Genomic DNA, 26,994 nt, shown 5'->3' with positions numbered 1-26,994 from the left:
CTCATGTTTCGCTCTCTTCTCATCGCCAACCGGGGCGAGATCGCGGTCCGGATCGTCCGCACCGCGCGCCGCATGGGTATTCGCACCATCGCGGTCTATTCGGAGGCCGACGCCGAGGCGCTGCATGTGCGTCTTGCCGATGCCGCCGTGCCGATCGGGCCGGCGCCGGCGCGCGACAGCTATCTGCGCGCCGACCGCATCATCGAGGCCGCACGCCTGGCCGGCGCCGAGGCCATCCATCCGGGCTACGGTTTTCTCTCGGAAAAGATCGAGCTGCCGACGCTTTGCGCCGAACATGGCATCGCCTGGGTCGGCCCGCACGCCAAAGCCATCGCCGCCATGGGCTCGAAGATCGAAGCAAAACGCCTGGCGGCCAAGGCCGGCGTGCCGGTCGTGCCGGGTTATGACGGTGAGGACCAGAACCCCGGGCGGCTCGAAGCCGAGGCACTGCGCACCGGCCTGCCTGTCATGATCAAGGCTTCCGCCGGCGGCGGCGGCAAAGGCATGCGGGCCGTCGCTTCGGCGGAAGCCCTGGCCGAAGCGCTGGGCTCGGCCCGGCGCGAGGCGGAAGCCGCCTTTGGCGACGGCCGCCTCCTGATCGAAAAGCTGATCACCCGGCCGCGCCATGTCGAGGTGCAGGTCATCGGCGACAAGCACGGCAACCTCGTCCACCTCTACGAGCGCGACTGTTCGGTCCAGCGCAACAACCAGAAGCTCCTGGAAGAAGCCCCCGCGCCACACCTTTCCGATGCGACACGGGCCGCCCTGCATCGCCATGCCGTCAGGCTCGCGAGCGCCATTGGCTATGACTCGACCGGCACCATGGAGTTCATCGTCGACGCCGCAACGGAAGAGGTCTTCTTCCTGGAAATGAACACCCGCCTGCAGGTGGAACATACCGTCACCGAGGCGATCACCGGGCTCGACCTGGTGGAATGGCAATTGCGCGTCGCGGCCGGCGAAAGGCTCGGGTTCGCCCAGGGCGACATCATGATGACCGGCCATGCGATCCAGGCGCGTCTCACCGCCGAACGCGCCGACGAGGGTTTTCGCCCCGATGCCGGGCGCATCGCGCTCTGGTCGCCGCCATCCGATATCCGGGTCGATTCCGGTGTCGAAACCGGCACCATCATCGGGCTCAGCTATGACAGCCTGCTCGCCAAGCTGATCGTATCGGGTGCCGACCGGCCGCAAGCGCTGCAACGGCTCGCAGCAGCGCTCGACGATTTGACCGTGCTCGGCCCCGCCACGAACCGGGCATTCCTCGCGGACGCCGTGCGAACCGAGGCTTTTGCCGAAGGCCGTGCCACCACCCGGCTGATCGCCGAGACCTGGCCGGATGGCTGGACGCGCGACGCGGCCGATCTCGTGCTCGCCCGACGGCTCGCGGCGCTCGCCATGTGGATGGCAGGTCGGGCCGGGGAACGCCGCTCACCCTGGTCGAACCTCCAAGGCTTTCGCCTGCTGGCGGCCGGCGCCACGCCCTTCTCGGTTTCGGCCGATGGCACGACGGCCCTGGTGACGGTCACCGGTGATGGCAGGCACTTCACGCTGGCCGATGCCGACGGCACGACAACGGTCGAAGCATCCTGCGATCGAGAGGTGCTGACCGCGGTGACCGACGGCGCCGCCATCGCCTGCCGCTTCGCCATCGATGGCCGGCATGTGGCCATCCGCGCCCGTTCGGTCGAGGCGGCATTCCGGGTGCTACCGGCTTCGGAGGCAGCACTACTGGCGGGTGCTGGCGCAAGCGTGGCGGGCGGCGCCAATATCATCGCGCCCATGCCGGGCCTGATCGCCGAGATCCGGGTCGCCGTGGGCGATGAGGTCGCGGCCGGCCAGACGCTGGCCGTGCTCGAATCCATGAAGCTGTTCACGGATCTCAAGAGCGCCTGCGACGGCCGGGTCGAACGCATCGCCGCCGAGCCCGGCAAGACAGTCAGCGCCGGCGCGTTGATCGTCGCCGTCAAGCCGGCCGAAACGCCCGCGCCCTAGGGAGAAAAGCCATGCCGGGACTGTGGTTCGAAGACTTTTCGGTCGGCCAGACCTTCGACCATCCGATCACCCGCTCGGTGACCGAGATGGACAACATGCTGTTCTCCAACATGACGCTGAACCCGCAGCCGCTGCACATCGACGCGCATTTCGCCGCGGGCACCGAATTCGGCAAGCCGCTGGTCAATTCGCTGTTCACGCTTGGCCTGATGATCGGCATTTCCGTGCATGACACGACGCTGCGCACGACGGTGGCCAATCTCGGCATGACCGATGTGAACTTCCCGGCTCCGGTGTTCCAGGGCGACAGCATCCGCGTGGTGACCACGGTGGAGGCGGTCCGGCCGAGCGGCTCGCGCCCGCAGGCCGGCCTCGTCACCTTCCGCCACAGGGCCTTCAACCAGGACGACAAGGAAGTGGCCAACTGCACCCGTATCGCGCTGATGCACCGGCGGCCGCAGGAGGCAGGCGCCTGAGCCAGCCCCAGAACGGGCACCGAACCACACACGGCCCGCCGCATGCGTCCGGCGCGGGCCGACGGCAAAACGGGACGCACGGGAGGATAAGAGACCATGCCCAAGACCATCACGACGACACCCCTCACCCGCCGCAACGCCGCGGTCCTGTCACTCGCCGCGACCGCCGCCGTCGTCGCGTCACCGGCCGTCGCCCAATCCCAGCCGCAACTGCGCTGGCGCATGGTGACCAGCTATCCGAAAAGCCTCGACACGCTCGACGGCGGCTGCCGGATGCTCGCCAAGATCGTCTCGGACCTGACCGACGGCCGCTTCGACATCCAGGTCTTCGCCGCCGGCGAAGTGGTGCCGGCGCTGGCCGTGCTCGACGCCGTGCAGAACGGCACGGTCGAGATGGGCCATACCGCGAGCTATTATTACGTCGGCAAGGAACCGTCGCTCGCCTTCGACACCTGCCTGCCCTTCGGTCTCAATGCCCGCCAGCAGAATGCCTGGATGACCCATGGCGGCGGCGCGGCGCTGATGCAGGAACTGTTCGCGCCCTACAACATCAAGGTGTTCCCGGCCGGCAATACCGGCGCCCAGATGGCCGGCTGGTTCCGCAAGGAGATCGCCACGGTGGAGGACCTGCGCGGCCTGAAGTTCCGCACCGGCGGCCTGGTCGGCCAGATCCTGACCAAGCTCGGCGTGGTGCCGCAGCAGATCGCGGCCGGCGACATCTATCCGGCACTGGAGCGCGGCACGATCGACGCCGCCGAATGGGTCGGCCCGCATGACGACGAGCGCCTGGGCCTGCAGAAAGTGGCCCGCTATTATTACGCGCCCGGCTGGGCCGAAGGGTCCGCCCAGGTCTCGCTTTATGTCGGGCAGAGTCGGTTCGACGGGCTGCCGCCGGCCTATAAGTCAGCCGTCGAACAGGCATCCGCCGCGGTCAACACGTGGATGCTGGGCAAATATGACAATGACAACCCGGCCGCGCTGCGCCGGCTCGTCGCCTCGGGCGCGCAGATCCGGCTCTATTCGCGCGAGGTCCTGACCGCCGCCTTCGACGCTTCCGAGCAGCTCTATGCCGAACTCAGCGCCAAGGACCCGAAGTTCAAGAAGATCTTCGACGCCTGGAACGCCTATCGACGCGAGGAATCGCTGTGGTTCCGCGTCAACGAGCTGCAATTCGACAGCTATATGGCGTTCCGCCTGGGACGCCCGGGCTGACGGTGCGACCCGCGACGGCTCCGGAGATCGACAGCTCGCCCGCCAGGGCGAGCCGTTGCCCCGTCTGGGGCGACGGCAGGGCGTCCGGTCGGCGCGTCAGCGCTTGTCCTGCCGCTTGCGCGGCTTGGCCGGCGGCTTCGCCGGCACGCCCGACCGCGTCATCTCGGCCACCGCCGCGTCGCGAGCGTTGAACACGGTCTTGGTGATCAAGGCCGCGGCCGCGTCGGCATCACCCGATCGCACCGCCTGGAGCACGGCGCCCATCTCGTCGATGCTGGTCCGCAGCCGTCCCGGCACGGCCATGGCCTTGACCCGGAGCCAGCTGATGCGCGCATCGAGATGCGCCAGCATGTCGCCAGCGGTGCCATGCCCGGCGACCGCAAGCAGGTGGTCGTTGAACCGGTGCACCAGCAGAACGATCCGCGGCACGTCTTCCGCACCGGCGGCCCGTGTCATCTCGGCAAAGATCGCCTCCAGCGTGGCGATATCGGCAAGCCCGGCCCTCTCGGTGAAACGCCTGATGACCAGGCTCTCCAGCATCGCGCGGATCTCGTAGATCTCGCTCGCCTGTTCCGGCGTCAGCGTCACCACGGTCGGCCCACGGCGCGGCTCGACGGTCACCAGCCGTTCGGCCTCGAGCCGGCGAATCACTTCGCGCACCGAGGCCCGGCTGATGCCCATGGCGTCGCAGAGCTCGCGTTCGATCAGCCGCGTGCCGGGCTGGATCCGGCCCGAGATGATGGCATCCCAGACCTGCTCGAACGCCCGGTCGCGGACGAGCACGGGCGGCCCCAGAGCTTCGAGCGTGCTGGCGATCATGCGACGGCTTCCTCCATTGTCCTGCGAACCACGCGAGCGCCGCCATATCAAGACGGCACTGCTCAAAGATTGCCCAGCCCTTGCCAAAACAACGATCGTCCCATGTCGCGGTTCGGCTTGACAGGCTGAAGCCGCCGATTAGCATCTTGTCAGACAAGATGACAGGCTGACAAAAGCCGCCGCTAGAAAAAGACCATCTCCGAACGGCTGTGCAGGACTCGACTTTGGGGGGTCGGCATCCGATCGCGCCTTGCCGCCGCGCTTTGCGGCGACCGATGCCCGTCCGAGTCCACCAGGGACCGCGCCGGCGATGCCGCGCCGCCCGAATGCCAGGAGATGCCCATGTCACAAGCAGCCGCGGCCCTGCCGGATGTCGCCACGACAGCCGATTTCGAGCGCATTCGCAGACGGGCGATCCTGTCCTGCGCCATCGGCAATTTCGTCGAACTGTTCGACTTCCTGATCTTCGGCCTGTTCGCCGCCCAGATCGCCGCGAACTTCTTTCCCGGCGGCGATCCGGTGATCTCGCTCCTGTCGGCCTTCGCGACCTATGGCGTCGGCTTCGTCATGCGCCCGGTCGGCGCCATCGTCATCGGCGCCTATGGCGATCGCAAGGGCCGCAAGGCCGCGCTGATCCTGACGGTCGGCATGATGGCCGGCGCCACCGCGCTCACCGGCCTCATTCCCTCCTATGCCTCGATCGGCATCTGGGCGCCGATCCTGCTGGTGATCTGCCGGCTGATCCAGGGTTTCTCGACCGGTGGCGAATGGGGCGGAGCCGCGGCCTTCCTGGTCGAATATGCGCCGCCCGGCAAGCGCGGCCTGATCGGCAGCATGCAGCAGTTCAGCGTCGGCATGGCGCTGATCGCCGGAACGCTCACCGCGGCGATCCTCAACTCGGTGCTCGACAAAGAAGCCATGATCGCCTGGGGCTGGCGCATCCCGTTCATTCTCGGCTTCGTGCTGGCGCCGATCGGCCTCTATCTCCGCTCGCGGGTGTCGGAAACGCCCGCCTTCAACAAGGCCGTCACCCAGAACACCGTCGCCTCCTCGCCGCTCCGCGACGCGCTGACCATCTATCGCCTGCCGGTTCTCGCCGCCTTCGGTATTTCGGTGGTCGGCACCGTCGGCAACTACACCTTCAACATCTTCATGCCGAGCTTCGCGGCGACCCAGCTCGGCATTCCCGCCGGTTCGGCCTATTACGCCTCGGCGGTAGCGGCGGTCGTGCTCACCGTGCTGACGCCGGTCGCCGGCTGGCTGTCCGACCAGGTCGGGCGCAAGCCGGTGCTTCTGGTCTCCGCCATTGGTTACGGGCTGCTGTCCTACCCGCTGTTCCAGTACCTGGTGGGCACACCGACCGCGACGGGCCTGATGATCACCCAATGCATCTCGGCAGCACTGCTCGGCTTCTATGCCGGTCCGCTCTGCGCGGTGCTGGCCGAACTGTTCCCGACCAAGGTGCGGTTCACCGCGCTATCGATCGGCTACAGCATGGCGGTGACCATTTTCGGCGGCTTCGCGCCCTTCGTCGCGACCTTCCTGATCCGCGAAACCGGCAGCCCGCTGTCGCCGGCGCTGTTCGTCATCCTCGCGGCGGTCATCAGCACCGTCACGCTTCTTCTCATCAAGGACCCGACCAATGCTCCGCTCGACTAATGCCGCGGGTGCCGGGATGGGCGCGCCGCCCATCCCGGTCGTCTGCGATTCCGTCACGATCGAGATCGTGCGCGGCGCCATCCGGGCGACCCAGGCCGAGATGGAGGCGCTGCTCGAGCGCACCGCCATCTCCGCCTTCATCCGGGAGAAGAAGGACTTCTACACCGGGCTGTTCGATGCCGACGGCGTCATGGCCGTCGGATCGAACGTGCCGATCTTCGGCGACATGACCAGTCCGGTGTTCCGCGACTTCCCGCCGGACACCATGCGCGAAGGTGACCTCTACTGGTACAATGACTGCTACGGCTCGCGCGGCGCGGTCTCGCATTCGAACGACCAGGTGCTGCTCGCCCCGGTGTTCCACCAGGGCCGCCGCTGCGCCTTCGTGATGTGCTGGGCACATTTCGCCGATATCGGCGGCTTGCGCGCCGGCTCGATCAGCCCCGACACGACAGATATCTTCCAGGAGGGCATCATGATCCCTCCGACCAAGCTGATCGATGCCGGGCGGACCAACGAGGCGGCGCTGGCGATCTTCCATCGCAACTCGCGCTTCCCGAGCCAGAGCCTCGGCGACATGCGCGCGCTGATGGCGAGCAATGCGCTCGGCGTCCGGCGCGTCGAGGAGATCGTCGCCCGGTTCGGTGCCGATGTCGTCGCCGACGCGCTGCGCCAATTGCTGGCGCGCACCCGCCGGCTGGTTCGCGCCAAGCTCGCCGAGACCTTTGCCTACGGCACCCATCACTTCACCGATGCCATCGATGCCGACGGCCACGGCCACGGCCCGTTCCGGATCCGCTTTGCGCTGACCCGCGAGCCGGCTGCCGATGGCGAGGACCGGTTCATCTTCGATGCCACCGCAAGCGACGACCAGGCGGTCGGCCCGGTCAATTTCCTGATGAACCCGGGCGTTCCCGGCATGGCGCTGGGGCTCTATTATCTCGGCGGCGATCCGAGCCAGGTCTGCAATGCCGGCGGACCGCAGGCGATCGACGAGGTTCGCCTGCGCGAAGGCTCGCTGCTCTGGCCACGCTTCCCGGCGCCGCTCGGCATGCGCGGCCTGACCATGATGCGGGTGCTGGCGGCGCTGAACGGCCTGATCAATGTCGCCGGCGGCGGCGCGCCGGCGGCCCATTCGGCCTATGTCATTGCCTTGATGCGCGGCACCTACCGGACATCGGAAGGCACGCTGGAGCCGTTCCTGCTGGCCGACGGCATTGGCGTCGGTTATGGCGCACGCCCGACCGCCGACGGCATCGACGCGGTCTATTTCGTCGCCCAGGAGAATTACCCGGTCGAGTTCCTGGAGGCGGGTTATCCGGTGCGCCTGCGCGCCTATGGCATCGTGGCGGATTCGGGCGGTGCCGGACGTTATCGCGGTGGCTGCGGCATCGTCAGGGAATATGAGGTGCTGGCCGAGCAGGCGGTGCTGGCGGTGCGCATCGACAGCGTCAAGAATCCACCCTGGGGCATGGCTGGCGGCATGTCGGGCGGCGTCGGCCGCGCGGTGGTAAACCCGGGCACCCTCGACGAACGCCGGTTCGAGCCGCTGTCCGACGGCAATCCGCTGACGCGCGGCGACATCCTGCGCATCGAAACCGGCGGCGGCGGCGGCCATGGCCATCCGTTCGACCGTCCGGCTGCCGATGTCCTGGAAGACGTGCTCGGCGGTTTCGTCAGCGCCGATGCGGCCCGGCGGCTCTATGGCGTCGTGACCGACGGCCGCGCCGTCGACGAGGCCGCCACCCGAACCCTGCGTGCCGACCGCCCGGCGGTCCGCTCCTTCCATCGCAATGAGTATGTCGATGCCATCATCTGAGGCCGGTCTCGCCGTCGCCGTCGATATCGGCGGCACCTTCACCGACATTGCCTTGCATGACCCGGTCAGCGGCAAGGTCTGGCGCGCCAAGACGCCGAGCGTGCCTAGCGATCCGTCGCAGGCCTTCATGACCGGCGTCGGCCTGGCGCTGGCCGAAGCCGGCAAGGCTGCGCCATCCCTGGAACGCGTGCTGCACGGCACCACGGTCGCCACCAACATGATCCTGGAGGGCAAGGGCGCCAGGTCCGCCCTGGTCACGACATCAGGCTTCCGCCATGTCCTGGCCATTGGCCGCCAGGACATCCCGCGCCGGGCCAATCTTTATGCCTGGGTGAAGCCGGAACGGCCGGTGCCGGCCTCCCGCGTGTTCGAGGTCAAGGAGCGCATCGGCCCCGGCGGCGTTGTCATGGAACCGCTGGACGAGGCGAGCGCGCGCGCCGCGGCCGACGAGTGCCGCGCGCTGGATGTCGCGGCGGTGGCGATCTGCCTGCTACACTCCTTCGCCAATCCAGCCCATGAAGAACGCGTCGCGGAAATCTTCCGGGAATGCCTGCCCGGCGTCGCGGTGACCACATCGGTCGATATCCTGCCGGTGGTGCGCGAATATGAGCGGTCGCTGGCAACCGTGCTCAATGCGGCGGTGATGCCGGGGGTCTCGACCTACCTGTCGCGGCTCGAACAGCGGCTCGATCAGGCCGGCATCGCCGCGCCCCTGCTCCTGATGCAGTCGAATGGCGGCGTCGCCGGCGGCGCGACGATCCGGCGCGCGCCCGCGCTGACCGCCCTTTCCGGCCCGGCGGCAGGCGTCGTCGGCGCCCGCGACGTGGCGGCGGCCTCGGGCATCCGCGATATCATCACCGTCGACATCGGCGGCACCAGCGCCGACATCTGCCTGATCAAGGACGGCAAGATCAGCCTCACCCAGCATGGCCATGTCGGCGAATGGCCGCTGCCCCTGCCCATGGTCGACATGGTCACCATCGGTGCCGGCGGCGGCTCGATCGCGCGGGTCGCCGACGGCACGCTCGCCGTCGGCCCGCAAAGCGCCGGCGCCGACCCGGGCCCCGCCGCTTATGGCCGCGGCGGCCGGATGGCAACCGTTACGGATGCCCATGTCGTGCTCGGCCATCTGCCGGCCGAATTGCTCGGCGGCCGGATGGCGCTGGATGCCGCCGCCGCCCGCGCCGTCATCACCGATTGCGTCGCAGCCCCGCTCGGCCTCACGCCGGAGGCGGCGGCGCGCGGCGTGCTCGCCATCATCGACAACCACATGGTCGGCGCGCTGCGCGTCGTCTCGGTCGAGCGTGGTCACGACCCGCGGGATTTCACCCTGTTGCCTTTCGGCGGCGCCGGGCCGTTGCACGGCTGCGCGCTCGCCGAACTGCTCGGCGTCAGCCGCGTCCTGGTGCCGCCGGCGCCGGGCGTGCTGTGTGCCGACGGCCTGCTCGCCGCCGACCTCAAGGCTGATTTCAGCCGCACCTTGCCCAAGGCCGGGGCGATTGACGTGACTGCCGCCGAGGCGATCTTCGCAGAACTCGAAGACCGGGCCGCGCTCTGGCTGGAGGCCGAAGGCGTCGCCGTCGACGCCCGGTCGCGATCGCGGGTCGCGCTGATGCGCTATCACGGCCAGGGCGGCGAGGTCACCGTGGCCTGGTGCGGAACGGCTGAGCGCACCGAAAGCGCCTTCGCCGCAGCGCATGAGAGCCTCTACGGTTTCATCCTGGAGGCGCCGGTCGAGCTCGTCACCCTGAGGGTCGAGGCAACCGGCCGGATGCCGCCACCGCCGCGCGCGCAACTCGCCGCTGGTTCCGGCAAGGTGCGAAGCGGCTCGCTGACCGTGCATTTCGCGTCCGGCGCGCGGGACGTGCCGCTGCTCGATCGTGCCGCCTTCGGCGCCGGCGACCGCTTCGCCGGGCCGGCCATCATCAGCCAGCTCGACGCGACCACCCTGGTGCCGCCAAACTGGACGGGCGAGGTTCACACGTCAGGCGCGATCCTGCTGACGGCGGCGGGCCAGGACAACTAGGCGACAGGACAGGCGACCAGCGAGATGACCGGACCCAACCCCTTGCCGGCGCCATCGGCGGCGCTGGCCAAAGTCTTCACCCATATCGCCGACAACCAGGACAGCTTCGTCCAGCGGGTCATGGACTATGTCCGGCACCCGAGCATCAGCGCCCAGAATATCGGCATCCGCGAGGTCGCGGCCTTGCTCGTCGCCATGCTGGAAAAGCTCGGCTTCGCGGCCGAGACGATCCCGACGGCCGGCCACCCCATGGTGCTCGGGCGCTGGGACAAGGCGCCGGGCGCGCCGACCGTGCTGCTCTACGGCCATTACGACGTCCAGCCGCCGGACCCGCTGGAGGCCTGGGTGAGCCCGCCATTCGAGCCGGCGATCCGCGACGGGCGGATCTATGCCCGCGGCATCGGCGACAACAAGGGGCAGCACTTCGCCCAGTTGCTCGCCATCGAATCGCACCTGGCGGTGCATGGCCGCCTGCCCTGCAACGTCATCTTCCTGCTCGAGGGCGAGGAGGAGATCGGCAGCCCGCGCATTGCCGATTTCGTCGCCGAACACCGCGACAAGCTGAAGGCCGATTTCGTCGTCACCGCCGACGGCCCGCTGCACGAATCCGGCACGCCGACGATCTGTTATGGCGTGCGCGGCATGGCCTCGTTCGAACTGCGCGTCCGCCACGCCGGCCGCGACCTGCATTCCGGCAATTTCGGCGGCGTCGCGCCGAACCCGATCTGGACCCTCGTCCACCTCCTGGGAACGATGAAGAACGCCGCCGGCGAGATCACCATTGACGGTCTCGCCGATGCGGTCATCCCGCCGACCGCCAATGAACTCGCGGCCGCCGCACGGCTGCCGCTCGACCTCGACACGGTCAAGGCCGAGCTCGGGCTCGACCGTCTGGATGTGCCGGCCGGACGCGGTTATTACGAGCGGCTGATGTTCCATCCGACCCTGACCATCAACGGCCTGCACGGCGGTTATGGCGGCCCCGGCACCAAGACCGTGCTGCCGCACGAGGCCTTCGCCAAATGCGACATCCGGCTGGTCGAGGCGATGACGCCGGCCGACGTGCTCGCCAAGGTCGCGGCCCATGTGAAGCGCCACGCGCCGGAGGTCGAATTCCTGCCCGGCAACGGCATGTTGCCCTCGAAAACACCGCTGGAATCGCCTTATGGCGAGACGATCCGGCGCGCCATCCAGATCGCGCAAGGGATCACGCCCTTGGAATATCCGGCCGTCGGCGGCAGCCTGCCCGACTATGTCTTCACCAAGACCCTCGGCATCCCGGCCTTCGTCGTGCCCTATGCCAATGCCGACGAGGCCAACCACGCGCCCAACGAAAACCTGAAGCTCGACTGCTTCGTTAACGGCATCCGCACCGGCGCGGCGTTGCTCGACCAGCTCGGGCGGCAGGAGGGCTGAGCTCGCTGGGAATGAGCGCCTAGATGAGGACGCGCGCCAACCCTCGCCCACGCCTTCGTGGGAGAGGGTGGCCGCGGCAGCGGCCGGGTGAGGGTGGCTGCGTCGGTGCTATCAGCGCATTTCCGTAGGAAATGAAGGGCGGCCCTCTGCAGACCCTCACCCGGGTCCTGACGGACCCACCCTCTCCCGCAAGCGGGAGAGGGTTTGCGCACATGCACGAAGGTTTTCCGTCCTCGCGGACGATCTCACGGCATCTCCCGCTGGCATAGTCGGCGACAACCCGGTATCCCCGCATCGCCTTGCCGCAGATGGGAGACAGTGATGACCGCTTCGACCGCGCTTTCAGCCCATTTCGGCCGCGTCGCCGCCCTGTCCAATGCCATTGGCATCCTGCAATGGGACAATGACGTGATGATGCCCAAGGGCGCCGCCGGCACCCGGGCCGAAAGCATGGCGCAGTTGCAGGTGCTGCGCCACGGCATGATGACCGACCGGCGGATCGGCGACTGGCTCGCGGCAGCCGCGGACGAGGCTGGCCTCGGTCCCTGGGAGCGCGCCAACCTGCGCGAGACCAGGCGGATCTGGACCGTCGAGACGGCGCTGCCGGCCGACCTCGTCGAGGCCTCCAGCAAGGCGATCTCGGCCTGCGAAATGCGCTGGCGCCAGGCGCGCGCCGATGCCGATTTCAAGGGCCTGCTGCCTGAACTTGCCGAGGTGCTGAAACTGCAGCGCGAGATCGGCCGCGCCAAGGGCGAAAAGCTTGGCCTGTCGCCCTATGACGCCCTGCTCAACGATTATGAGCCAGGCGGCCGCTCGGACCGCATCGACGCCCTGTTCGAGGACCTCGCTGGCTTCCTGCCCGGTTTCACCGAGGAGGTCATTGCGATCCAGGCCCGGCGGCCGGCGCCGCCCGAGCTCGACGGCCCCTTCCCGGTCGAACAGCAGCGCCAGCTCGGCCTGAAGATGATGGCGGTGCTCGGTTATGATTTCGAGCGCGGCCGGCTCGACGTGTCGACCCACCCGTTCTGCGGCGGCGCCGACAATGACGTGCGCATCACCACCCGCTACGACGAGGCCGATTTCACCCGCGCCCTGATGGGCGTGCTGCACGAGACCGGCCACGCGCTCTACGAGCAGGGCCGGCCGCAGGCTTTCATGAACCAGCCGGTCGGCCAGGCGCGCGGCATGAGCATTCACGAGAGCCAGTCGCTCCTGATGGAGATGCAGGCCTGCCGCAGCCGCGAGTTCATCCAGTTCGCCGCCCCTGTCATGCGCGAGGCCTTCGGCGGCACCGGCCCGGCCTGGGAGGCCGACAGCCTGCTCAGGCGCTATACCAAGGTGTCGCGCGGCTTCATTCGTGTCGATGCCGACGAGGTGACCTATCCCGCCCATGTCATCCTGCGCTACCGGCTGGAAAAGGCGCTGATTGCCGACCAATTGCCGCTGGCCGACCTGCCGGCGGCCTGGAACGACCAGATGCGCGAGCTCGTTGGCGTCGTGCCGCCGGATGACCGGCTCGGCTGCCTGCAGGACGTCCACTGGCCGAGTGGCGGATGGGGTTATTTCCCGACCTATACGCTCGGCGCCATGACCGCGGCGCAGATCTTCGACGCCGCCTGCCGGGCCGATCCGGAGATCCTGCCGGCCATCGGCCGCGGCGATTTCTCACCGCTGGTCGGCTGGTTGAGAGCCCATGTCCACAGTCAGGGCTCGCTCCATCAGACCGACGAGCTCTTGACCCGCGCGACCGGCCGGCCGCTCGACGCCAGCGTGTTCAAGGCCCATCTCCGGCGCCGCTACGGTCAAGCGGCGTGACGGCGGATCACCCGCCGTCATAGGCCTTTTTCAGGCCGGCAATGTCGAGCTTGACCATGCCGAGCATGGCTTGCATGACCCGCTGGGCCTTGGCCCGATCGGGATCGCCGAGCAATTGGGTGAGCACCGTCGGCACGATCTGCCAGGACACGCCATAGCGATCCCTGAGCCAGCCACACTGCTCGGTCTGGCCGCCGGCGGACAGGCCGTCCCAGAGATGATCGACCTCGGCCTGGTCGGCGCAGTCGATCTTGAACGAGATGGCGTGGGTATAGTCCATGGGCGTGCCGCCGTTGAGCGCCATGAAGCTCTGGCCGGCAAGGACGAAATCGACCACCAGAACGCTGCCGTCCTTGCCGCCGGGACTGTCGCCGACATTCTTCTGGATGTGCTTGATGCGCGAGTCCGGGACGATCGAGACGTAAAAATTCACCGCCTCTTCGGCTTCCTTGGCGAACCACAGGCAAGGTGCGATCTTGGACATCAGTCAGATCCCTCGTTTCGCGTTGAAGGGGCACCGGGCCGTAAACCGGCCCGGCGCGACGGGCATCAGGCGGCGGCCGTCTCACCCTCACCGGCGCCGACGGCCGCGGGGTCCATCCACATCACCTCCCAGATATGGCCGTCCGGATCCTCGAAACTGCGGCCATACATGAAGCCGTAGTCCTGCTGCGGGCAGGGATCGACACGGCCGCCGGCAGCTTCCGCCTGGCCGATCATCGCGTCGACCGCGTCGCGGCTATCGGCGGAAATGCAGATCAGCACCTGGTTGGTCGTCTTGGCGTCGCTGATCGGCTTGGAGGTGAACTGGCGGAACTTGTCGTGGGTCAGCAGCATGGTGTGGATGGTCTCGGAAAAGACCATGCAGGACCCGGTATCGTCGGAGAATTGCGGGTTCTTCGCGGCGCCGACGGCCTGGTAGAAAGCGGTCGCGCGCTTGAGGTCGGTGACCGGCAAATTGATGAAAATCAGCTTAGGCATGAAGGGCTCCTCTCGTTGGCTTCGATCCTAGGACGAACGGCGTGACGCGGTATCGACACGGCCCTCGAAAAAAAATGCGAGGACCGGCCAATGGCGCCCGCGCCTGTTCCGCCGGACATCCGCGCCCCACGAGGCGCGCTTGCCTTGCGATCATTGCGGGTATATACCCGTGTCATGGCTGGTGATTGCTACTGCATCCTGCTGCGAACCGCGGCCCGCAAGACCTCGGCGATCTATGACGAAGCGCTCGCCTCGCTCGGCATCAATATCGCCCAGTTCAGCATGCTCAGGCGGATCGCCCGGGCGGCGCCCGTGTCGCTGACCGAGCTCGGCCGGTTGACCGAGCTCGACCGGTCGACGGTTGGCCGCAATGCCAAGGTGCTCGAGCGAATGAACCTGGTTCGGACGGTTCCCGCCCGCGACCAGCGCGAAGCCACGCTGGTGCTGAGCGACCATGGCCAGCGCATCCTCGCCGAAGGCGCGCCGCTTTGGGATCAGGCCCAGGAGAAGATCGAATCCATGCTCGGGGCGGACGCCGCCAAGCAGCTGCGCACGCTCATCCAGGCGTTATGATTTGCCGCTCAAATACGGGTATCTACCCGTAATATCACTTAGGCCCGTGCCGCCGGGATCATTGAAAGGCTCCGCCGTGACGCATTCGAACAAGACCTCTGAATTGTCGACCCGCCTGGCCGCGGGCCTGCAGCGCAGGAACGTTCATTATGGCTGGGTCGTCATCGCCACAACCTTCCTGACCATGCTCGCAACAGCCGGCGCGATGGGCTCGGCCGGCGTGATGATCGAGCCGTTGCAGCGCGAATTCGGCTGGCAGAATGCCGATATTTCCTTCGCGCTGGCGGTTCGCCTGGTGCTGTTCGGGCTGATCGGGCCGTTCGCCGCGGCCTTCATGAACCGTTTCGGCATCAGGAACGTCGTGGTCGTCGCACTCGCGCTGATCTCGGCCGGTCTTCTCGGCTCGTTCGTCATGACCGAGGTCTGGCAACTGGTTCTCCTGTGGGGCGTGGTTGTCGGCCTCGGCACGGGAATGACCGCCCTGGTGCTCGGCGCCAGCGTCGCGACACGCTGGTTTTCCGCCCGCCGCGGACTGGTCGTCGGCATGCTGACGGCCAGCACCGCGACCGGCCAGCTGGTCTTTCTGCCGCTGCTGGCGGCCTTGACCAGCCAGATCGGCTGGCGGGCCGCGCTGGTCTTCGTCCTGGCCATGCTGATGCTGGCGCTGACGGCGGTGTTCTTCCTGATGCGCGACGCTCCAGCCGATGTCGCATTGCCGCGCTATGGCGAGGCGGCGGTGGCCGACGCGCCAGCCCGCCAGCAGGGGCTCGCCACCCTCCTGCTGTCGCCGCTGATCGCACTGCGCGACGCGGCGCGGACCTATACGTTCTGGGTGCTGTTCGCCACTTTCTTCATTTGCGGGCTCAGCACCAATGGCCTGATCCAGACCCATTGGATCACGCTTTGCGGCGATTTCGGCGTGGCGCCCGTCGGCGCCGCCGGCATGCTCGCAGTCATCGGCGTGTTCGACTTCGTCGGGACCATCCTCGCCGGCTGGCTGTCCGACCGCTACGATAACCGCTGGCTGCTGTTCTGGTTCTATGGCCTGCGAGGCCTGTCGCTGATCTACCTGCCGTTCACCGATTTCACGCTCTACGGCCTGTCGATCTTTGCCGTGTTCTACGGCCTCGACTGGGTGGCGACGGTGCCGCCGACGGTCAAGCTCGCGGCCGAGCGCTTTGGTCCCGAACGGGCAACGCTGGTCTTCGGCTGGGTCTTCGCCGGCCACCAGCTCGGCGCCGCGACGGCCGCCTTTGGCGCCGGCGCGACGCGCACCGAATTCGCCACTTATTTGCCGGCGCTTTATGTCGCCGGCGCCTTCTGCCTGGTCGCCGCCATGCTGGTCATGTCGCTGACCCACCAGGCCAAACCGGAACCGCAACCCGCGCCGGCAACCTGATCCTCCACCCCACCCCAGCAAGAAAGGCCAGAACCATGCCGCTCGTTCGCATCGAACTGATCAAGGGCAAGAGCGCCGCATTCCGCAAGACGGTCGGCGACGTCGTCTATGACGCCATGCGCGCCACCCTCAACGTGCCCGAGAACGACCGCTTCCAGCTCGTCACCGAACACGAACCGGACAATTTCATTGCCGACAGGACCTATCTCGGCATCGAGCGCTCCGACGACCTGATCATCCTTCAGGTGACGCTCAATGAGGGGCGCACGGTGGAGATGAAGAAGGCCTTCTACGAGGCCGTCGCCAATGGCCTGCATGAAAAGCTGAAGCTCCGCCGGGAGGACCTGTTCATTGGCCTGGTCGAGGTGCGCAAGGAGAACTGGTCGTTCGGCAACGGCATCGCGCAATATGCGACGGCCTGAGGATCGGGGGCCGGCGCGACGCCGGCCCGTCACGCCGTCTGGCGGCGCAGCGCCTTGACCTGCTTCCAGGCCGGCGCCAGCACATAGCCGACGACGGGAATGAGCAGCGCGCCGAGCACCAGGCCAATCGCCCCGGAGCCGGCCGCCGTGACCAGCCATTCGATGAAGCCGGCGAGCCCGGTCGGCAGGACCAGCGCGACGGCGACGGCCGCGTCATGGATGACATGGGCGATCTGCGGCAGGCCGTAGGTTTCGAGCCCGTGCACGATGATGCCGCCGCCGACCCAGATCATCGCGGCGGTGCCGACGACGCCGAGCACCTTGACGAAGACCGGCATGGCCAGAACCAGCGCACGTCCGAACGCCCGCGTGAGGCTGCCGAAGACCGATGTCGAGCCGTTCCTGGCCAGCGCGATGCCGATGTCGTCGGCCTTCACGATCAGGGCGACCGTGCCGTAGACCGCGACCGTGATCGCTATGCCGACGACCGCTAGGACCATGGCCTGGATCCAGAAGCCGCTGCCCGGGACTGCGGCCAGGGTGATCGCCATGATCTCGGCCGAGAGAATGAAATCGGTCTTGATGGCGCTCGAGACCTTCTCGTCCTCGACACTTGCCGGCGCCAGCGCCACCGTGCCGATCTCGGCCTCGTGCTGCTCGGCATGATGCGGCAGCACCGCTTCGAACACCTTTTCGGTGCCCTCATAGCAAAGGTAGGCGCCGCCGATCATCAGGAGCGGCGTGATCGCGGCGGGCGCGAAGAAGGCGAGGCCAAGCGCGGCCGGCAGCAGGAACAGAAGCTTGTTGCGCAGCGACCCCCAGGCGATCTTGCCGACGATCGGCAATTCGCGCTCGGCGGAGAAGCCGGTGACATAACGTGGCGTGACGGCGGCATCGTCGATGACCACGCCGGCCGCCTTGGCACCCGCCTTGACGGCCTGGGTCGCGACATCATCGAGCGATGCCGCCGCAACCTTGGCGATGGCTGCGACGTCGTCCAGAAGTGCGATCAGTCCGATGCTCACCTGTCGTCCTCGCGCTCGCCCGCCGCTCTCGGTTGCGGCCGGGTCGGAACTTACACGTATGCTGCAGTGCGGCACCAGGGCCGGCAGGCGCGGCAATTCGCGCTCTTGCCTCAGGCATCCTGGCCGCCGCCTAAAACGGTTTGATGACCACCAGGACCGCGATGATCATGACCGCCACCAGCGTCAGCGGTCCGGACAGGCGCAGCGGGGCGGCAAGCTCGCCACCGGCGTCGCCCGCCATGCGCCTGAGCGCGCCGCCCTGCATGCCGTGCAGGGCCGTCAGCGCGGTCACGATCACCAGCTTGGCGAGAAACCAGGGCGAGGAATACCACCCGGCCCAGACGACCATGGCGAGCCCCAACGTCCAGGCCAGCCCCATGGCCGGCGTCGTGACCGTCCCGTCCCATCGGCGCACCGCCGCGAGCAGGCCTGAATCCGAGGGAGAATGGGGTTGCGGTTTCGCCGCGAGCAAGGACAGGGCCAGGGCATTGATCAACATGCCGCCGGTCCAGGTGACGATCGCCGCGACGTGAAAGGCTTTCAGCCAGAAATAGCCCATGGATGACCCCGGTCAGGCGGGCGAAGCGAGAGCCGCCTGTCTCCGCCTCAGGTCGCGTTCATTCCAGAATGCGCCAAAGGGGATGAAGGCGACGACGAGCAAGCGGATCACGTCGCGTCTCGGCCAATGGCCGCTGGTGACGGTCTGGATCAGCATCCAGACATAGAGCACGAAGGCGAGGCCATAGACGGGCCCCATGATCGTGGTCGCCAGCGGATAGCCGGCGAGCCGCTTGAGCGGCACGGCGACGAAGACAAGGGCGACCAGCGTCGTGCCCTCGATGAGCGAAACGAGCCGCATCCGGCGCAATTGATCGTGTTCCTCGGCACGATCGAGCCCTGGCTGCGGGGACGTCATGCGACCTCCCGCAGCATTGTCTCGATGGCCGCGAATGGCAGGACGTTGATTGCCTGTGACCCCATGCGAATTGCCCTTGCCAAAGTGATTGATGCGGCCTGCCTCGGGTAGAAAACTCTGGCCTCTGCGCCGCGCGGCGGCCGACCTCAGACTATCCCATGGTTTCGAGAATAGGCATTGCGCGGCGGCGATCGCCAGCACGCGAGCACGTCATCCCTGGGGCGATAGATCTCGACCTTCAACGGGTAGCACCTGGCGGCGTCGTCGGAATGGCCGGAGCTGCAATCGCCCCCCGGACAGGCCGACAGCGCGCCCAACAGATCGATCTCGGCGAAGAACTCGATGAAATCGCCCGGTCGCACCGGGCTTGCCTTCATGAAGTATTGGTGCGTGTCGCGGGTGAAGCCGGTGCACATGAAAACGTTCAGCACGTCATGGACATGAGGCTCGGCTTGCGCCAGCGGCATGTTGCGCTCGGCCGCCAGGGCCCGCGTCAGATTGGAGTGGCAGCAGTGATGGTACTCTGTCCCCTTCAACAGGACGTTGGTGTAGGGGTCGCAGCGCGTGCCGATGACGTCGTGAACGCCTCCGCCGTCCTCGTCCCAGCCATACCAGTCGAGCGTATCGTGGGTGATGGTCGCCATCGGACGCAGGTTCGGCAAACTGCTCCACAACCGATCGCCGGTGCTGACATGGGTCGCGTGCAGCGCCCGCGTCTTGCCGCTGAAGAAGCGCTCCGACAGGTCGTGCTGGTTCCACAGGTTGAGATCGCCGACTTGCGAGCCCTCGATGCTGACGATGCGCAGGAAATGGCCGGCCGGCACGCTGAACGCCCTTGCATCGCGCGGCGGCACGATCAGTTCGGAGACCTTGGTCAGCCCGGAGCGAGCCGCTTCGTAGAATGCGGCATCGAACGGCGGCAGGTTTTCGCTCGCATAGACGACGACGGCTTGCGCGCCGCGCCGCGCGGCTGCGTCGGGCGGTGCCATTGCGTGAGCCGATCTCGCCATTGTCCCGCCTCTCCCCCGTGTTTTCGGCGCAATATCCTTCAGGCCGCCTGTTGCCGTCGTGTCAGGCCGTCGCGGATGCAGCGGGCCAGTTCGCTGGTCGCCGCGGCGACCGTATGCGCCGGCAGATGCAGGTTGACGGCGAAGCTCGGCAGGTCCGGCAGGCCGTGATCGGCGCCAAGGATGTCGAGATCGGCCGGAACCGCGGAGGCGAGCCAGGCGGTGACCGCCAGGTCCATCCGTGCCGTCGCTGTCGCCGCATCGATATTGCCATTCTCGAAGACGGTGCGCCACGCCACGCCCTGACGGTCCAGCGCCGCCAGAACCACCGGCCGGAAGGCACAGGTCTCGGCCACCAGCGAAATCGGCAAGGGACGTTTGCGATAGGCGTTGCCGGTCTTGGCGCCGGCCCAGACCAGCCGCTCGATGCCGAGGCATTCGCCTGAGGTCGCGCCGACCGGCTCCTCGATCACCGCCAGGTCGATCTCGCCCGCCGCCAGCTTCTCGGCAAGCTCCGGCGAAGAACCGCAAACGAGCGAAATCTCCACCTTGGGGCAAGCCTCGGCATAGGCCTTGATGACCGGAGCCAGCAAGGTGCCGACGAGATCGTAGGGCAGGCCGAAGCGGACATGGCCGGTGAACACCTGGGTGGTCATCTCGGTCCAGATCTCGTCGTTCAAGGCGAGCAGGCGCCGGGCCTTGCCGATCAGGCGCTCGCCCGCGGCGGTCAGCCTGAGGCCACCCCGGTCGCGCTCGAACAGGGCGCAGCCGATGACATCCTCGAGCCGTTTGATCTGCTGGCTGACCGCCCCTTGCGTTACGTGCAGTGCATTGGCGGCGGCGGTCATGCTGGCGGTCGCCGCAACCGTCACGAAGGTTCTGACCAGGGCGGTATCGAGGTTGCGCGCCATTCCGGCATTATGACTTCTAATGCCAAGCATGGCAAACAATGGCTTTCCTAATGCTGGGAGATGGCTGCAACTGGCTGATCTCTCGGGTCGGGCAGCCGCCATCATGACATGGGACAACCTGGCGCCACTGGTCGTCTTCGCGCTCGTCTCGACCGTCACGCCGGGCGGTGCGACGACGCTCGTAACCGCCTCGGGCGCAAGGTTCGGCTATCGGCGCTCGGTGCCGCTGATGGCTGGCATCACGGCGGGCCTCGCCGGTCTCGCCGCCGCCGCGGCGGTGGGGCTCGCCAGCCTCATCCTGGCTGCGCCGTCGCTGCAGCTCGCCATGAAGATCGCCGGCTCGGGCTATTTCCTGTGGCTCGCCTGGCGGATCGGCCGGAGCGGGGCGCCCGATCTGAAGACCGAGATGGCCACCCCGACAGGCTTCGCCGGCGGCGCCCTGCTGCTCCTGCTCAACCCCAAGGGCTGGGCCATGGCGCTCGCCGCCGCCGCGTCCTTCGCCATGCTGGCGAACGGACCATTGCAGCTCGCCGTCCTGCTCGGTTCGGTGCTCGGCCTCGCTTCGGCCTTTTCGCTGTCGCTCTGGTGCCTGGCCGGCCTGATGCTGGCGCAGATGCTGAAGACCGAGCGGCAATGGCGCATGCTCAACGTCGCGCTCGGGCTCGCGCTCGCCGTCTCGATCGTGCCGATGTGGCGGCAGTGAGCGGGCCGGACCGCCGCGCTAGTCGCCCTTGACGAAAGCGGCAAAGGCCGTCGCGTAGTCAGGGTGCCAGCGCGACAAGGGCGGGCGGTTCTCGACGATATCGCCGGCCGCCCACAGGATGCGCCGCTCATCGAGCGACCGGGGCACGTCATTGTCGGGGCAGAGGATATAGAAGTCGCCGGCCTCGAGCCGCGTCATCATGAAATCGACGGTCTCTTCCGAAGTCCAGGCGCCGGCCGGTTTTTCGGTGCGGCCCTTGGCGGTCAAGCCGGTATAGACGAAACCCGGGATCAGCAGATGGGCGCTGACGCGGTTGCCCGGCGTGTTGCGCAACTCGTGCTGCAATGCCTCGGTGAAGGCTTTCACGCCAGCCTTGGAGACGTTGTAGGCGGGATCGCCTGGTGGCGTGGTGATGCCCTGCTTCGAGCCGGTATTGATGATCAGGCCCGGCCGGCCGCGCGCCATCATGCCGGGCGCGAAGACCTGCGTGCCGTGGACGACGCCCCACAGATTGACGCCGAGGATCCGTTCCCAGGTCCCGGCCGGACCGAACAGGGCGCTGCCCGGCTGGATGCCGGCATTGTTCATCAGGATGTCGACGCCGCCGAAGTGGCTCACCACCGCCGCCTCCAGCCGGCGCAGCTCGTCCGGCCGGCTGACATCCGTCGCCATGGTCATGACGCTGCCGGCACCATCGGGCGACGCCGAGGCGATCAAGGCCGCCGCCCGGGCGAGCCGGTCTTCGCCGAGATCGGCAATGCAGACCTTGAGGCCAAGCCCGGCGAAGCGCGTCGCCGCGGCAAGGCCGATGCCACCGGCGCCGCCGGTGACCACGGCCACGGAACCTCGGGTGAAGGCGGGGTGCGACATGACGCTTTCTCTCGATTTCAGGGCAGGCCGATCGCCCGCCTGGGGCAATGGCCCGGATATATCGGCTGGCGGGCGGCACGGCCAGCATCGCCTGCCCGATCACGCAGATCTGACACCCTTGATCGCCTCTTGCAGTTGCCATTCATTTGCAATAACTGTTGCGAACAATTCGCAACAGTTACACTGTTACATTTTCCACGACATGGGCAGGCAGCGCGTGATGAATCGGGTCGAGATGGCTGGGAATGGAGATGTCGCGGCACGCCGGACGGGGTTGTCCGGCACGTCGAAATGGTCGCTGCCGGTGGGTTTGATGACCTTGGCATTCGGCGCCGAAAGTCCTGCGCTGGCGCAGGTCACGGAATTGCCCGTCATCGTCGTCGAGGCGCCCCGGGAGGAGCGGTCGCGTGGCCCGTCCGACGGCGAGCTCACGGTCATCGATCGCAGCTTCGCTCCGGTGACGGTGGTCCAGGAAGGCGAGATCCGGCGCAATGGCGGCCGCACCATCGGCGATCTCCTGGGCAACCTGCCCGGCATTACCAGTTCGGGCTTCGCGCCGGGCTCGGCGAGCCGGCCGATCATTCGCGGCCTCGACGCTTTCCGGGTGCGGATCCAGGAAAACGGCGTCGGCACGCAGGACGTCTCCGACCTCGGCGAAGATCACGGCGTGACCATCGATCCGTCGAGCGCGCAGCGTGTCGACGTGGTGCGTGGTCCGGCGGTCCTGCGCTACGGTTCGCAGGCGATCGGCGGCGTGGTCAATGTCACCAATGAACGCATCCCGACGGTGCTGGGACCGGAGGGCATTTTCCCGGCGCTGCGCACCGCGCTGTCCTCGGTCGACCGCGGTGTCGATTCCGGCCTGACCGTCAGCGCACGCAAGGGCAATATCGCGTTCCACGGCGAGTTCAACCGGCGCACCGCGGAAGACTATGCGACGCCCGGCGGCGGTCACCAGGCCAACAGCTATCTGCGCGCGATGAACGGCTCGATCGGCGCCACCCTGTTCTTCGACGGCGGCTACTGGGGTGCTGCGGTTGCCCATACCAACGCGACCTATGGCATTCCCGGCACCTTCTCGGCCGCCGAACGCGCGCGGATCGCGCTGCAGCAGACCCGTTTCACCTCCAAGGGTGAATACCGGCCGGAATCGGGGCCGATCGACATCCTGCGCTTCTGGTTCGGCGCATCGATCTACGCCCATGCCGAGGACTCGTTCATCCCCGCCGCCGACCGCTTCGCGACGGCGCTGACCTTCCGCAACAAGGAGGCCGAAACGCGCGTGGAAGCGCAGATGCGTCCGCTGGAAACGGCGATCGGCGCCTTGACCATCACGACCGGCGTCTCGGCCAATTACCAGCTCGCCGGCGCTACCGGCGTCGCCCCGCCGCTGTTCGAGCCGGCAACCACACAAACCGCCGCGAGCTATCTGTTCGGCGACCTGCAACTGACCCCGACGACGCGGCTGCAAGCTTCCACCCGGGTCGAATACACCGCGCTGCGCGGCATTGGCGGCATCTTCCCGAGCGACTATCTCGGCTCGTCCGGCCCGGTGCTCGACACCCCCATCGCCCGCTCCTTCGTGCCGTTCAGCGCCAGCTTCGGCCTGCTGCAGGATCTGCCGTGGAATTTCGTCGGCAGCGTCACCGCCCAGTTCGTCGAGCGGGCGCCGCGCGTGCCCGAGCTGTTCTCGAAAGGCGCCCATGCGGCGCCCGGCACCTTCGACATCGGCAATCCGACCCTGAACAAGGAGCAGGCGCGCACCTTCGAGATCGGCCTGCGCCGGAGCGCCGGCCCGCTGCGGCTGGACATGTCGGCCTATTACACCAGCTTCAACGGCTTCATCTTCAAGTCGCCGACCGGCCTTTATTGCGGCGAGACCTTTGCCAGCTGCGGCACCGGCACGGCCTATCGGCAAACCGTGTTCCGCCAGCGCGACGCCACCTTCTACGGCACCGAGTTCCGGGTTCAATACGACGTCGCGACGATCGGCACCGGGACGCTTGGCGTCGAGGCGCAATATGATTTCGTCCGCGCCCGCTTCGCTGACGACACCAACGTGCCGCGGATCCCGCCGCACCGGCTCGGCGGCGCGGTATTCTGGCGCGACGGCGGCCTGTTCGCCCGGGTCAGCCTGCTGCACGCCTTCGCTCAGCGCCAGATCGCCGCCAACGAGACGCCGACCGCCGGCTACGACCTGCTGAATGCCGAGATCAGCTACACCACGCGCCTGAACGCCAACACCTATGGGGTCAGCGAGCTGACCGCCGGCCTGACCGGCACCAACCTGCTCGATGCCGAGATCCGCAACCACGTGTCGTTCAAGAAGGACGAAGTGGTCCAACCCGGGCGCGGCGTCCGCGCCTTCGTCAACCTGCGCTTTTGACATCCGAGGACCTGAGATCATGCATGCGGACCTGAACCCCCTCTCGCTGTTCTGGATGGCCGGCCCGGTGGTCAAGGCGGTCATGCTGATGCTGCTGGCCGCCTCGCTCTGGTGCTGGATCATCGTCGCCGAATGCCTGTTCGCCACCCGGCGGCTGCGCCAGGCCGTCGGCGCGGCCGAAGCCGGCCGGTCGAGCCGGATCATCGAGGCCATTTTTGACGGCGGTGCCCGCGAGGCGGCACTGCATTATCCCGACGAAGCGGTCGGTGCGCGGCGCGAACGTGTCGTCGGGGCCATGCGGCGGCGTGTGCAGGAGACCATCGAGGCAGCCCATGGCGGCCTCGCCAATCTTGCCGTCATTGCCTCGGTCGGTCCGTTTCTCGGGCTGTTCGGCACGGTCTGGGGCATCATGACCTCGTTCATCGGCATTGCCGGGTCGCAGGACACCAGCCTTGCCACTGTCGCCCCAGGCATCGCGGAAGCGCTCGCCGCGACCGCCATTGGCCTTGCCGCCGCCATTCCGGCCGCCTTCGGCTACAATCAGCTGGTGGGCGTCTACGGCAGGCTCGGCAAGCGGCTGGTGCGCCTGGTCGAGGATGACGCCGCGCGTGTCCTGCGGCCGCAGCCGGACATGAGCCACGTGACGGAAGGCGCCCGCTGATGGCCTTCGGCTCCGACCCATCCCCCGGCGACGAGTTCGCCCCGCTCGCCGACATCAATGTGACGCCGTTCATCGACGTCATGCTGGTGCTGCTGATCATCTTCATGGTGACGGCACCGCTTTTGACCGCAGGCATGAAGGTCGAGTTGCCACAGGCGCGCTCCAGCCAGCCGCTCGAACCGGTGCAGCCTGTCGTCGTCACGGTCGGCCCGGACGGCCGGCTGCAGGTCGGTGACCGTGACGTCGCCCGCGACGGCCTGGTCGGCCTGGTGCGCGAGACGCTCGGCGGTGGAGCCGACCGTCACATCCAGGTGCGCGGCGACGCCAAGGCGGATTTTGGAGCCATCGTCAGTGTGCTCGACCTGCTCGCCAGCAATGGCCTGACCAGGATCGCGCTGGTCACCCAGCGCCCGACGGCGCCCGCGGCGACACGCTAGGCGCTCGGCATGACAGCGCGCGGCATACTCCATCCCGGCTGGCTGCGTCCGGCGCTCATGCTGGGCGTGGTCACGGTTCACGGCGCGCTCATCTGGGCGCTCAGCCCGAAGACGCGCGCCCATGTCGGACTGGCGCCGCCGGTCATCGAAATGGTCCAGGCGCAAGCCGAGGCGTCGGCACCGGCACAGCCGCCCGAAACCGAGGCCGCGCCGAGCGCCGAGCAGGCGCCGGCGGTGGAACAGGTCGCGGCGGCCGAGCCGGCGCCGGCCGAGCTGCCACCGCCCGTCGTGCCGCCATCGGTCGAGCCGCTGGTGGAGGCGCCTGTCGACAGGCCGGAATTGCCGCCGGAACCGGTTCCGCCACCGGTCGTGGCGGAGCCGAGCGCGCCGGTGATCCCGGCGGTGCAGCCGCAGCCCGAACGACCGCGCGATGCCCAGGCCGAGCGCCGCATCGAGCAAAGACGGATCGAGCGGGAGCGTGCCGCCGAGGCTCAGCGTCGCGAGCGCGAGGACGAGCGTCGGCGCAAGCGCGAAGAACAACGCCAGCAAGCCATGGCGCGCCCGCCACGCGAGCTTTCGACCGGCACCGCGGCCTCCGAAGGCAGCCGTCCGGCCCAGGCGGGCGGTAATGTCTCGGCGGCGGCTTACGCCTCGCAGGTGCACCGCATCCTGCAGACCCGCACCAGCGCGCTCGGCCTGAATGCCCGCGGCAATGTCAGTGTCAGCTTCGCCATCGACGCCTCCGGCCGCATGGCCGCCTCCGGCATCATCCGCTCGTCCGGCGACGACGGCGTCGATCACGCCATCCGGACCATGCTGGCGCGGTCGAGCTTCCCGGCGCCGCCGGCCGGCCGCTTCTCGGGTTCCGTCACGATCCGGATCCAGTAGCGCCGCCCGACCGGCATTGCGGCCTCGCGGCAGCGCGCCCTATCGCATGGCACAGGCGCCGTCGGCACCCGAGCCCGCGCCGGCTGCCGCGACGGCGACCGGTGGTGCCTGGCCGAGGGCGGCGGCAATCATGGCGCCCAGCGCCATGTCGTCTTCCCGGCCGAAGCCGTGGTGCCGAATGGTGCCGTCGCGGCCGACCAGGACCGTCGTCGGCGTGCCGCGCATGTGATAGCGGCCCATGGTGACCGGAATCGCGCCGCGTTCGCCCGGCGCATCGACGCCGATTGGAAAGGTCAGCCGGTATTCATGGATGAAGGCCGCGAGCGACACGGGCGCCATCGCCGCGTGATGCTCGAACACCGTGTGCAGTCCGACGACCGCAAGGTCGGTGTCGCCGAACATGTGGTGGGCGCGCTCGGCCTGGGGGGTGCCATGCGCGACGCAGCTCGGGCACAACATCTGGAAAGCATGAATGAGCACGACCCGGCCGCGCAGGCCGCCGAGCGTCAATGGAGCCGGGCTGTTGAACCACTGGCTGACGGCCCATTCCGGGGCCTCGATCGGGGTGACCATCGCCG

26 protein-coding genes are annotated in these 26,994 nt (G+C 67.8%); 16 read left to right on the top strand and 10 right to left on the bottom strand.

The window, feature by feature from the left end; translation table 11 throughout:
* The first annotated feature begins 3 nt into the window (after positions 1–3).
* The 3 genes from E8M01_RS24190 (at position 4) to E8M01_RS24180 (ending at position 3,683) form a co-directional block, all read left to right on the top strand.
* On the top strand, positions 4–1,995 hold the full coding sequence (locus tag E8M01_RS24190) for an ATP-binding protein (RefSeq protein WP_136962503.1): 1,992 nt from the start codon (positions 4–6) through the stop codon (positions 1,993–1,995).
* A gap of 11 nt (positions 1,996–2,006) precedes the next feature.
* Complete coding sequence (locus E8M01_RS24185) at positions 2,007–2,471, top strand: MaoC family dehydratase (RefSeq protein ID WP_136962502.1); 465 nt, start codon at positions 2,007–2,009, stop codon at positions 2,469–2,471.
* 96 nt (positions 2,472–2,567) lie between these two features.
* Positions 2,568–3,683, top strand: a complete 1,116-nt coding sequence (locus tag E8M01_RS24180; protein ID WP_136962501.1) for a TRAP transporter substrate-binding protein — start codon at positions 2,568–2,570, stop codon at positions 3,681–3,683.
* Between the two features lie 96 nt (positions 3,684–3,779).
* Here E8M01_RS24180 and E8M01_RS24175 read toward each other — a convergent pair whose 3' ends face one another.
* Complete coding sequence (locus tag E8M01_RS24175) at positions 3,780–4,502, bottom strand: GntR family transcriptional regulator (protein WP_136962500.1); 723 nt, start codon at positions 4,500–4,502, stop codon at positions 3,780–3,782.
* A gap of 342 nt (positions 4,503–4,844) precedes the next feature.
* On the opposite strand from E8M01_RS24175, the gene E8M01_RS24170 reads away from it, so the two are divergent.
* The 5 genes from E8M01_RS24170 to E8M01_RS24150 all read left to right on the top strand — a co-directional run bounded on the left by E8M01_RS24170 (position 4,845) and on the right by E8M01_RS24150 (position 13,237).
* Complete coding sequence (locus E8M01_RS24170) at positions 4,845–6,161, top strand: MFS transporter (RefSeq protein WP_170182051.1); 1,317 nt, start codon at positions 4,845–4,847, stop codon at positions 6,159–6,161.
* Positions 6,145–7,980: a hydantoinase B/oxoprolinase family protein gene (locus tag E8M01_RS24165; RefSeq protein WP_215908791.1), complete on the top strand. Its 1,836-nt coding sequence runs from the start codon at positions 6,145–6,147 to the stop codon at positions 7,978–7,980. Before E8M01_RS24170 ends, E8M01_RS24165 begins: the two co-directional genes overlap by 17 nt.
* Positions 7,967–10,006: a hydantoinase/oxoprolinase family protein gene (locus E8M01_RS24160; RefSeq protein WP_215908790.1), complete on the top strand. Its 2,040-nt coding sequence runs from the start codon at positions 7,967–7,969 to the stop codon at positions 10,004–10,006. The genes E8M01_RS24165 and E8M01_RS24160 overlap by 14 nt, the downstream gene beginning before the upstream one ends.
* Before the next feature lie 24 nt (positions 10,007–10,030).
* On the top strand, positions 10,031–11,422 hold the full coding sequence (locus tag E8M01_RS24155) for a M20/M25/M40 family metallo-hydrolase (protein WP_136962497.1): 1,392 nt from the start codon (positions 10,031–10,033) through the stop codon (positions 11,420–11,422).
* A 321-nt stretch (positions 11,423–11,743) separates the two neighbouring features.
* The gene (locus E8M01_RS24150) at positions 11,744–13,237 is read left to right on the top strand and encodes a carboxypeptidase M32 (protein ID WP_136962496.1); all 1,494 of its coding nucleotides are present in this window, start codon (positions 11,744–11,746) and stop codon (positions 13,235–13,237) included.
* Positions 13,238–13,244: 7 nt separating this feature from the next.
* On the opposite strand, the gene E8M01_RS24145 is transcribed toward E8M01_RS24150, so the two are convergent.
* Both E8M01_RS24145 and E8M01_RS24140 read right to left on the bottom strand, forming a co-directional pair.
* Positions 13,245–13,721: a VOC family protein gene (locus E8M01_RS24145; RefSeq protein ID WP_136962495.1), complete on the bottom strand. Its 477-nt coding sequence runs from the start codon at positions 13,719–13,721 to the stop codon at positions 13,245–13,247.
* Positions 13,722–13,786: 65 nt separating this feature from the next.
* Positions 13,787–14,218, bottom strand: a complete 432-nt coding sequence (locus tag E8M01_RS24140; RefSeq protein ID WP_136962494.1) for a VOC family protein — start codon at positions 14,216–14,218, stop codon at positions 13,787–13,789.
* 174 nt (positions 14,219–14,392) lie between these two features.
* On the opposite strand from E8M01_RS24140, the gene E8M01_RS24135 reads away from it, so the two are divergent.
* The 3 genes from E8M01_RS24135 (at position 14,393) to E8M01_RS24125 (ending at position 16,612) form a co-directional block, all read left to right on the top strand.
* On the top strand, positions 14,393–14,791 hold the full coding sequence (locus E8M01_RS24135) for a MarR family winged helix-turn-helix transcriptional regulator (protein ID WP_136964794.1): 399 nt from the start codon (positions 14,393–14,395) through the stop codon (positions 14,789–14,791).
* Positions 14,792–14,894: 103 nt separating this feature from the next.
* Positions 14,895–16,190, top strand: a complete 1,296-nt coding sequence (locus E8M01_RS24130) for an MFS transporter (RefSeq protein ID WP_246088856.1) — start codon at positions 14,895–14,897, stop codon at positions 16,188–16,190.
* Between the two features lie 35 nt (positions 16,191–16,225).
* Complete coding sequence (locus E8M01_RS24125; protein ID WP_136962493.1) at positions 16,226–16,612, top strand: tautomerase family protein; 387 nt, start codon at positions 16,226–16,228, stop codon at positions 16,610–16,612.
* A 29-nt stretch (positions 16,613–16,641) separates the two neighbouring features.
* On the opposite strand, the gene E8M01_RS24120 is transcribed toward E8M01_RS24125, so the two are convergent.
* The 5 genes from E8M01_RS24120 to E8M01_RS24100 all read right to left on the bottom strand — a co-directional run bounded on the left by E8M01_RS24120 (position 16,642) and on the right by E8M01_RS24100 (position 20,501).
* Positions 16,642–17,637, bottom strand: coding sequence for a DUF808 domain-containing protein (locus E8M01_RS24120; protein ID WP_136962492.1), 996 nt, complete (start codon positions 17,635–17,637; stop codon positions 16,642–16,644).
* Between the two features lie 130 nt (positions 17,638–17,767).
* The gene (locus tag E8M01_RS24115) at positions 17,768–18,196 is read right to left on the bottom strand and encodes a CopD family protein (protein ID WP_136962491.1); all 429 of its coding nucleotides are present in this window, start codon (positions 18,194–18,196) and stop codon (positions 17,768–17,770) included.
* A gap of 12 nt (positions 18,197–18,208) precedes the next feature.
* Positions 18,209–18,553: a DUF3817 domain-containing protein gene (locus E8M01_RS24110; RefSeq protein ID WP_246088414.1), complete on the bottom strand. Its 345-nt coding sequence runs from the start codon at positions 18,551–18,553 to the stop codon at positions 18,209–18,211.
* A gap of 146 nt (positions 18,554–18,699) precedes the next feature.
* Positions 18,700–19,542: an urea carboxylase-associated family protein gene (locus E8M01_RS24105; protein WP_246088413.1), complete on the bottom strand. Its 843-nt coding sequence runs from the start codon at positions 19,540–19,542 to the stop codon at positions 18,700–18,702.
* A 59-nt stretch (positions 19,543–19,601) separates the two neighbouring features.
* Positions 19,602–20,501, bottom strand: coding sequence for a LysR family transcriptional regulator (locus tag E8M01_RS24100; RefSeq protein ID WP_246088855.1), 900 nt, complete (start codon positions 20,499–20,501; stop codon positions 19,602–19,604).
* A gap of 73 nt (positions 20,502–20,574) precedes the next feature.
* On the opposite strand from E8M01_RS24100, the gene E8M01_RS24095 reads away from it, so the two are divergent.
* Positions 20,575–21,174 carry a LysE family translocator gene (locus tag E8M01_RS24095; RefSeq protein WP_136962489.1) on the top strand — a complete coding sequence of 200 codons (600 nt, stop codon included), beginning with the start codon at positions 20,575–20,577 and terminating at the stop codon, positions 21,172–21,174.
* A gap of 18 nt (positions 21,175–21,192) precedes the next feature.
* Here E8M01_RS24095 and E8M01_RS24090 read toward each other — a convergent pair whose 3' ends face one another.
* Entirely contained in the window at positions 21,193–22,044 is an 852-nt protein-coding gene (locus tag E8M01_RS24090) for an SDR family NAD(P)-dependent oxidoreductase (RefSeq protein ID WP_136962488.1), read from the bottom strand.
* Here E8M01_RS24090 and E8M01_RS24085 point away from each other — a divergent pair.
* From E8M01_RS24085 to E8M01_RS35770, 4 genes are read left to right on the top strand one after another with little or no spacing between them, the layout of a single operon-like run.
* Entirely contained in the window at positions 22,043–24,430 is a 2,388-nt protein-coding gene (locus E8M01_RS24085) for a TonB-dependent receptor (RefSeq protein ID WP_246088412.1), read from the top strand. The genes E8M01_RS24090 and E8M01_RS24085 overlap by 2 nt on opposite strands.
* Before the next feature lie 19 nt (positions 24,431–24,449).
* On the top strand, positions 24,450–25,091 hold the full coding sequence (locus tag E8M01_RS24080) for a MotA/TolQ/ExbB proton channel family protein (protein WP_342778625.1): 642 nt from the start codon (positions 24,450–24,452) through the stop codon (positions 25,089–25,091).
* Entirely contained in the window at positions 25,091–25,528 is a 438-nt protein-coding gene (locus E8M01_RS24075) for an ExbD/TolR family protein (RefSeq protein ID WP_136962487.1), read from the top strand. Before E8M01_RS24080 ends, E8M01_RS24075 begins: the two co-directional genes overlap by 1 nt.
* Before the next feature lie 9 nt (positions 25,529–25,537).
* On the top strand, positions 25,538–26,416 hold the full coding sequence (locus E8M01_RS35770) for a TonB family protein (RefSeq protein ID WP_136962486.1): 879 nt from the start codon (positions 25,538–25,540) through the stop codon (positions 26,414–26,416).
* Positions 26,417–26,455: 39 nt separating this feature from the next.
* Here E8M01_RS35770 and E8M01_RS24065 read toward each other — a convergent pair whose 3' ends face one another.
* Positions 26,456–26,989 (bottom strand): redoxin domain-containing protein, encoded by a 534-nt coding sequence (locus E8M01_RS24065; protein ID WP_136962485.1) that lies wholly within the window; start codon positions 26,987–26,989, stop codon positions 26,456–26,458.
* Positions 26,990–26,994: the final 5 nt, after the last annotated feature.

Source organism: Phreatobacter stygius (genome assembly GCF_005144885.1).
Taxonomy (GTDB): domain Bacteria; phylum Pseudomonadota; class Alphaproteobacteria; order Rhizobiales; family Phreatobacteraceae; genus Phreatobacter; species Phreatobacter stygius.
This window is presented reverse-complemented; position numbering and strand designations above follow the sequence as displayed.

What these genes read in the sequence shown, in the direction of transcription:
- E8M01_RS24155 (WP_136962497.1), top strand. Translation starts at nt 10,031, where the DNA reads ATGACCGGACCCAACCCCTTGCCGGCGCCATCGGCGGCGCTGGCCAAA.
- E8M01_RS24170 (WP_170182051.1), top strand. Translation starts at nt 4,845, where the DNA reads ATGTCACAAGCAGCCGCGGCCCTGCCGGATGTCGCCACGACAGCCGAT.
- E8M01_RS24135 (WP_136964794.1), top strand. Translation starts at nt 14,393, where the DNA reads ATGGCTGGTGATTGCTACTGCATCCTGCTGCGAACCGCGGCCCGCAAG.
- E8M01_RS24180 (WP_136962501.1), top strand. Translation starts at nt 2,568, where the DNA reads ATGCCCAAGACCATCACGACGACACCCCTCACCCGCCGCAACGCCGCG.
- E8M01_RS24160 (WP_215908790.1), top strand. Translation starts at nt 7,967, where the DNA reads ATGCCATCATCTGAGGCCGGTCTCGCCGTCGCCGTCGATATCGGCGGC.
- E8M01_RS24125 (WP_136962493.1), top strand. Translation starts at nt 16,226, where the DNA reads ATGCCGCTCGTTCGCATCGAACTGATCAAGGGCAAGAGCGCCGCATTC.
- E8M01_RS24145 (WP_136962495.1), bottom strand. Translation starts at nt 13,721, where the DNA reads ATGTCCAAGATCGCACCTTGCCTGTGGTTCGCCAAGGAAGCCGAAGAG.
- E8M01_RS24105 (WP_246088413.1), bottom strand. Translation starts at nt 19,542, where the DNA reads ATGGCACCGCCCGACGCAGCCGCGCGGCGCGGCGCGCAAGCCGTCGTC.
- E8M01_RS24110 (WP_246088414.1), bottom strand. Translation starts at nt 18,553, where the DNA reads ATGACGTCCCCGCAGCCAGGGCTCGATCGTGCCGAGGAACACGATCAA.
- E8M01_RS24085 (WP_246088412.1), top strand. Translation starts at nt 22,043, where the DNA reads ATGACGCTTTCTCTCGATTTCAGGGCAGGCCGATCGCCCGCCTGGGGC.
- E8M01_RS24090 (WP_136962488.1), bottom strand. Translation starts at nt 22,044, where the DNA reads ATGTCGCACCCCGCCTTCACCCGAGGTTCCGTGGCCGTGGTCACCGGC.
- E8M01_RS24175 (WP_136962500.1), bottom strand. Translation starts at nt 4,502, where the DNA reads ATGATCGCCAGCACGCTCGAAGCTCTGGGGCCGCCCGTGCTCGTCCGC.
- E8M01_RS24190 (WP_136962503.1), top strand. Translation starts at nt 4, where the DNA reads ATGTTTCGCTCTCTTCTCATCGCCAACCGGGGCGAGATCGCGGTCCGG.
- E8M01_RS35770 (WP_136962486.1), top strand. Translation starts at nt 25,538, where the DNA reads ATGACAGCGCGCGGCATACTCCATCCCGGCTGGCTGCGTCCGGCGCTC.
- E8M01_RS24075 (WP_136962487.1), top strand. Translation starts at nt 25,091, where the DNA reads ATGGCCTTCGGCTCCGACCCATCCCCCGGCGACGAGTTCGCCCCGCTC.
- E8M01_RS24185 (WP_136962502.1), top strand. Translation starts at nt 2,007, where the DNA reads ATGCCGGGACTGTGGTTCGAAGACTTTTCGGTCGGCCAGACCTTCGAC.
- E8M01_RS24080 (WP_342778625.1), top strand. Translation starts at nt 24,450, where the DNA reads ATGCATGCGGACCTGAACCCCCTCTCGCTGTTCTGGATGGCCGGCCCG.
- E8M01_RS24150 (WP_136962496.1), top strand. Translation starts at nt 11,744, where the DNA reads ATGACCGCTTCGACCGCGCTTTCAGCCCATTTCGGCCGCGTCGCCGCC.
- E8M01_RS24165 (WP_215908791.1), top strand. Translation starts at nt 6,145, where the DNA reads ATGCTCCGCTCGACTAATGCCGCGGGTGCCGGGATGGGCGCGCCGCCC.
- E8M01_RS24095 (WP_136962489.1), top strand. Translation starts at nt 20,575, where the DNA reads ATGACATGGGACAACCTGGCGCCACTGGTCGTCTTCGCGCTCGTCTCG.
- E8M01_RS24100 (WP_246088855.1), bottom strand. Translation starts at nt 20,501, where the DNA reads ATGCTTGGCATTAGAAGTCATAATGCCGGAATGGCGCGCAACCTCGAT.
- E8M01_RS24115 (WP_136962491.1), bottom strand. Translation starts at nt 18,196, where the DNA reads ATGGGCTATTTCTGGCTGAAAGCCTTTCACGTCGCGGCGATCGTCACC.
- E8M01_RS24140 (WP_136962494.1), bottom strand. Translation starts at nt 14,218, where the DNA reads ATGCCTAAGCTGATTTTCATCAATTTGCCGGTCACCGACCTCAAGCGC.
- E8M01_RS24065 (WP_136962485.1), bottom strand. Translation starts at nt 26,989, where the DNA reads ATGGTCACCCCGATCGAGGCCCCGGAATGGGCCGTCAGCCAGTGGTTC.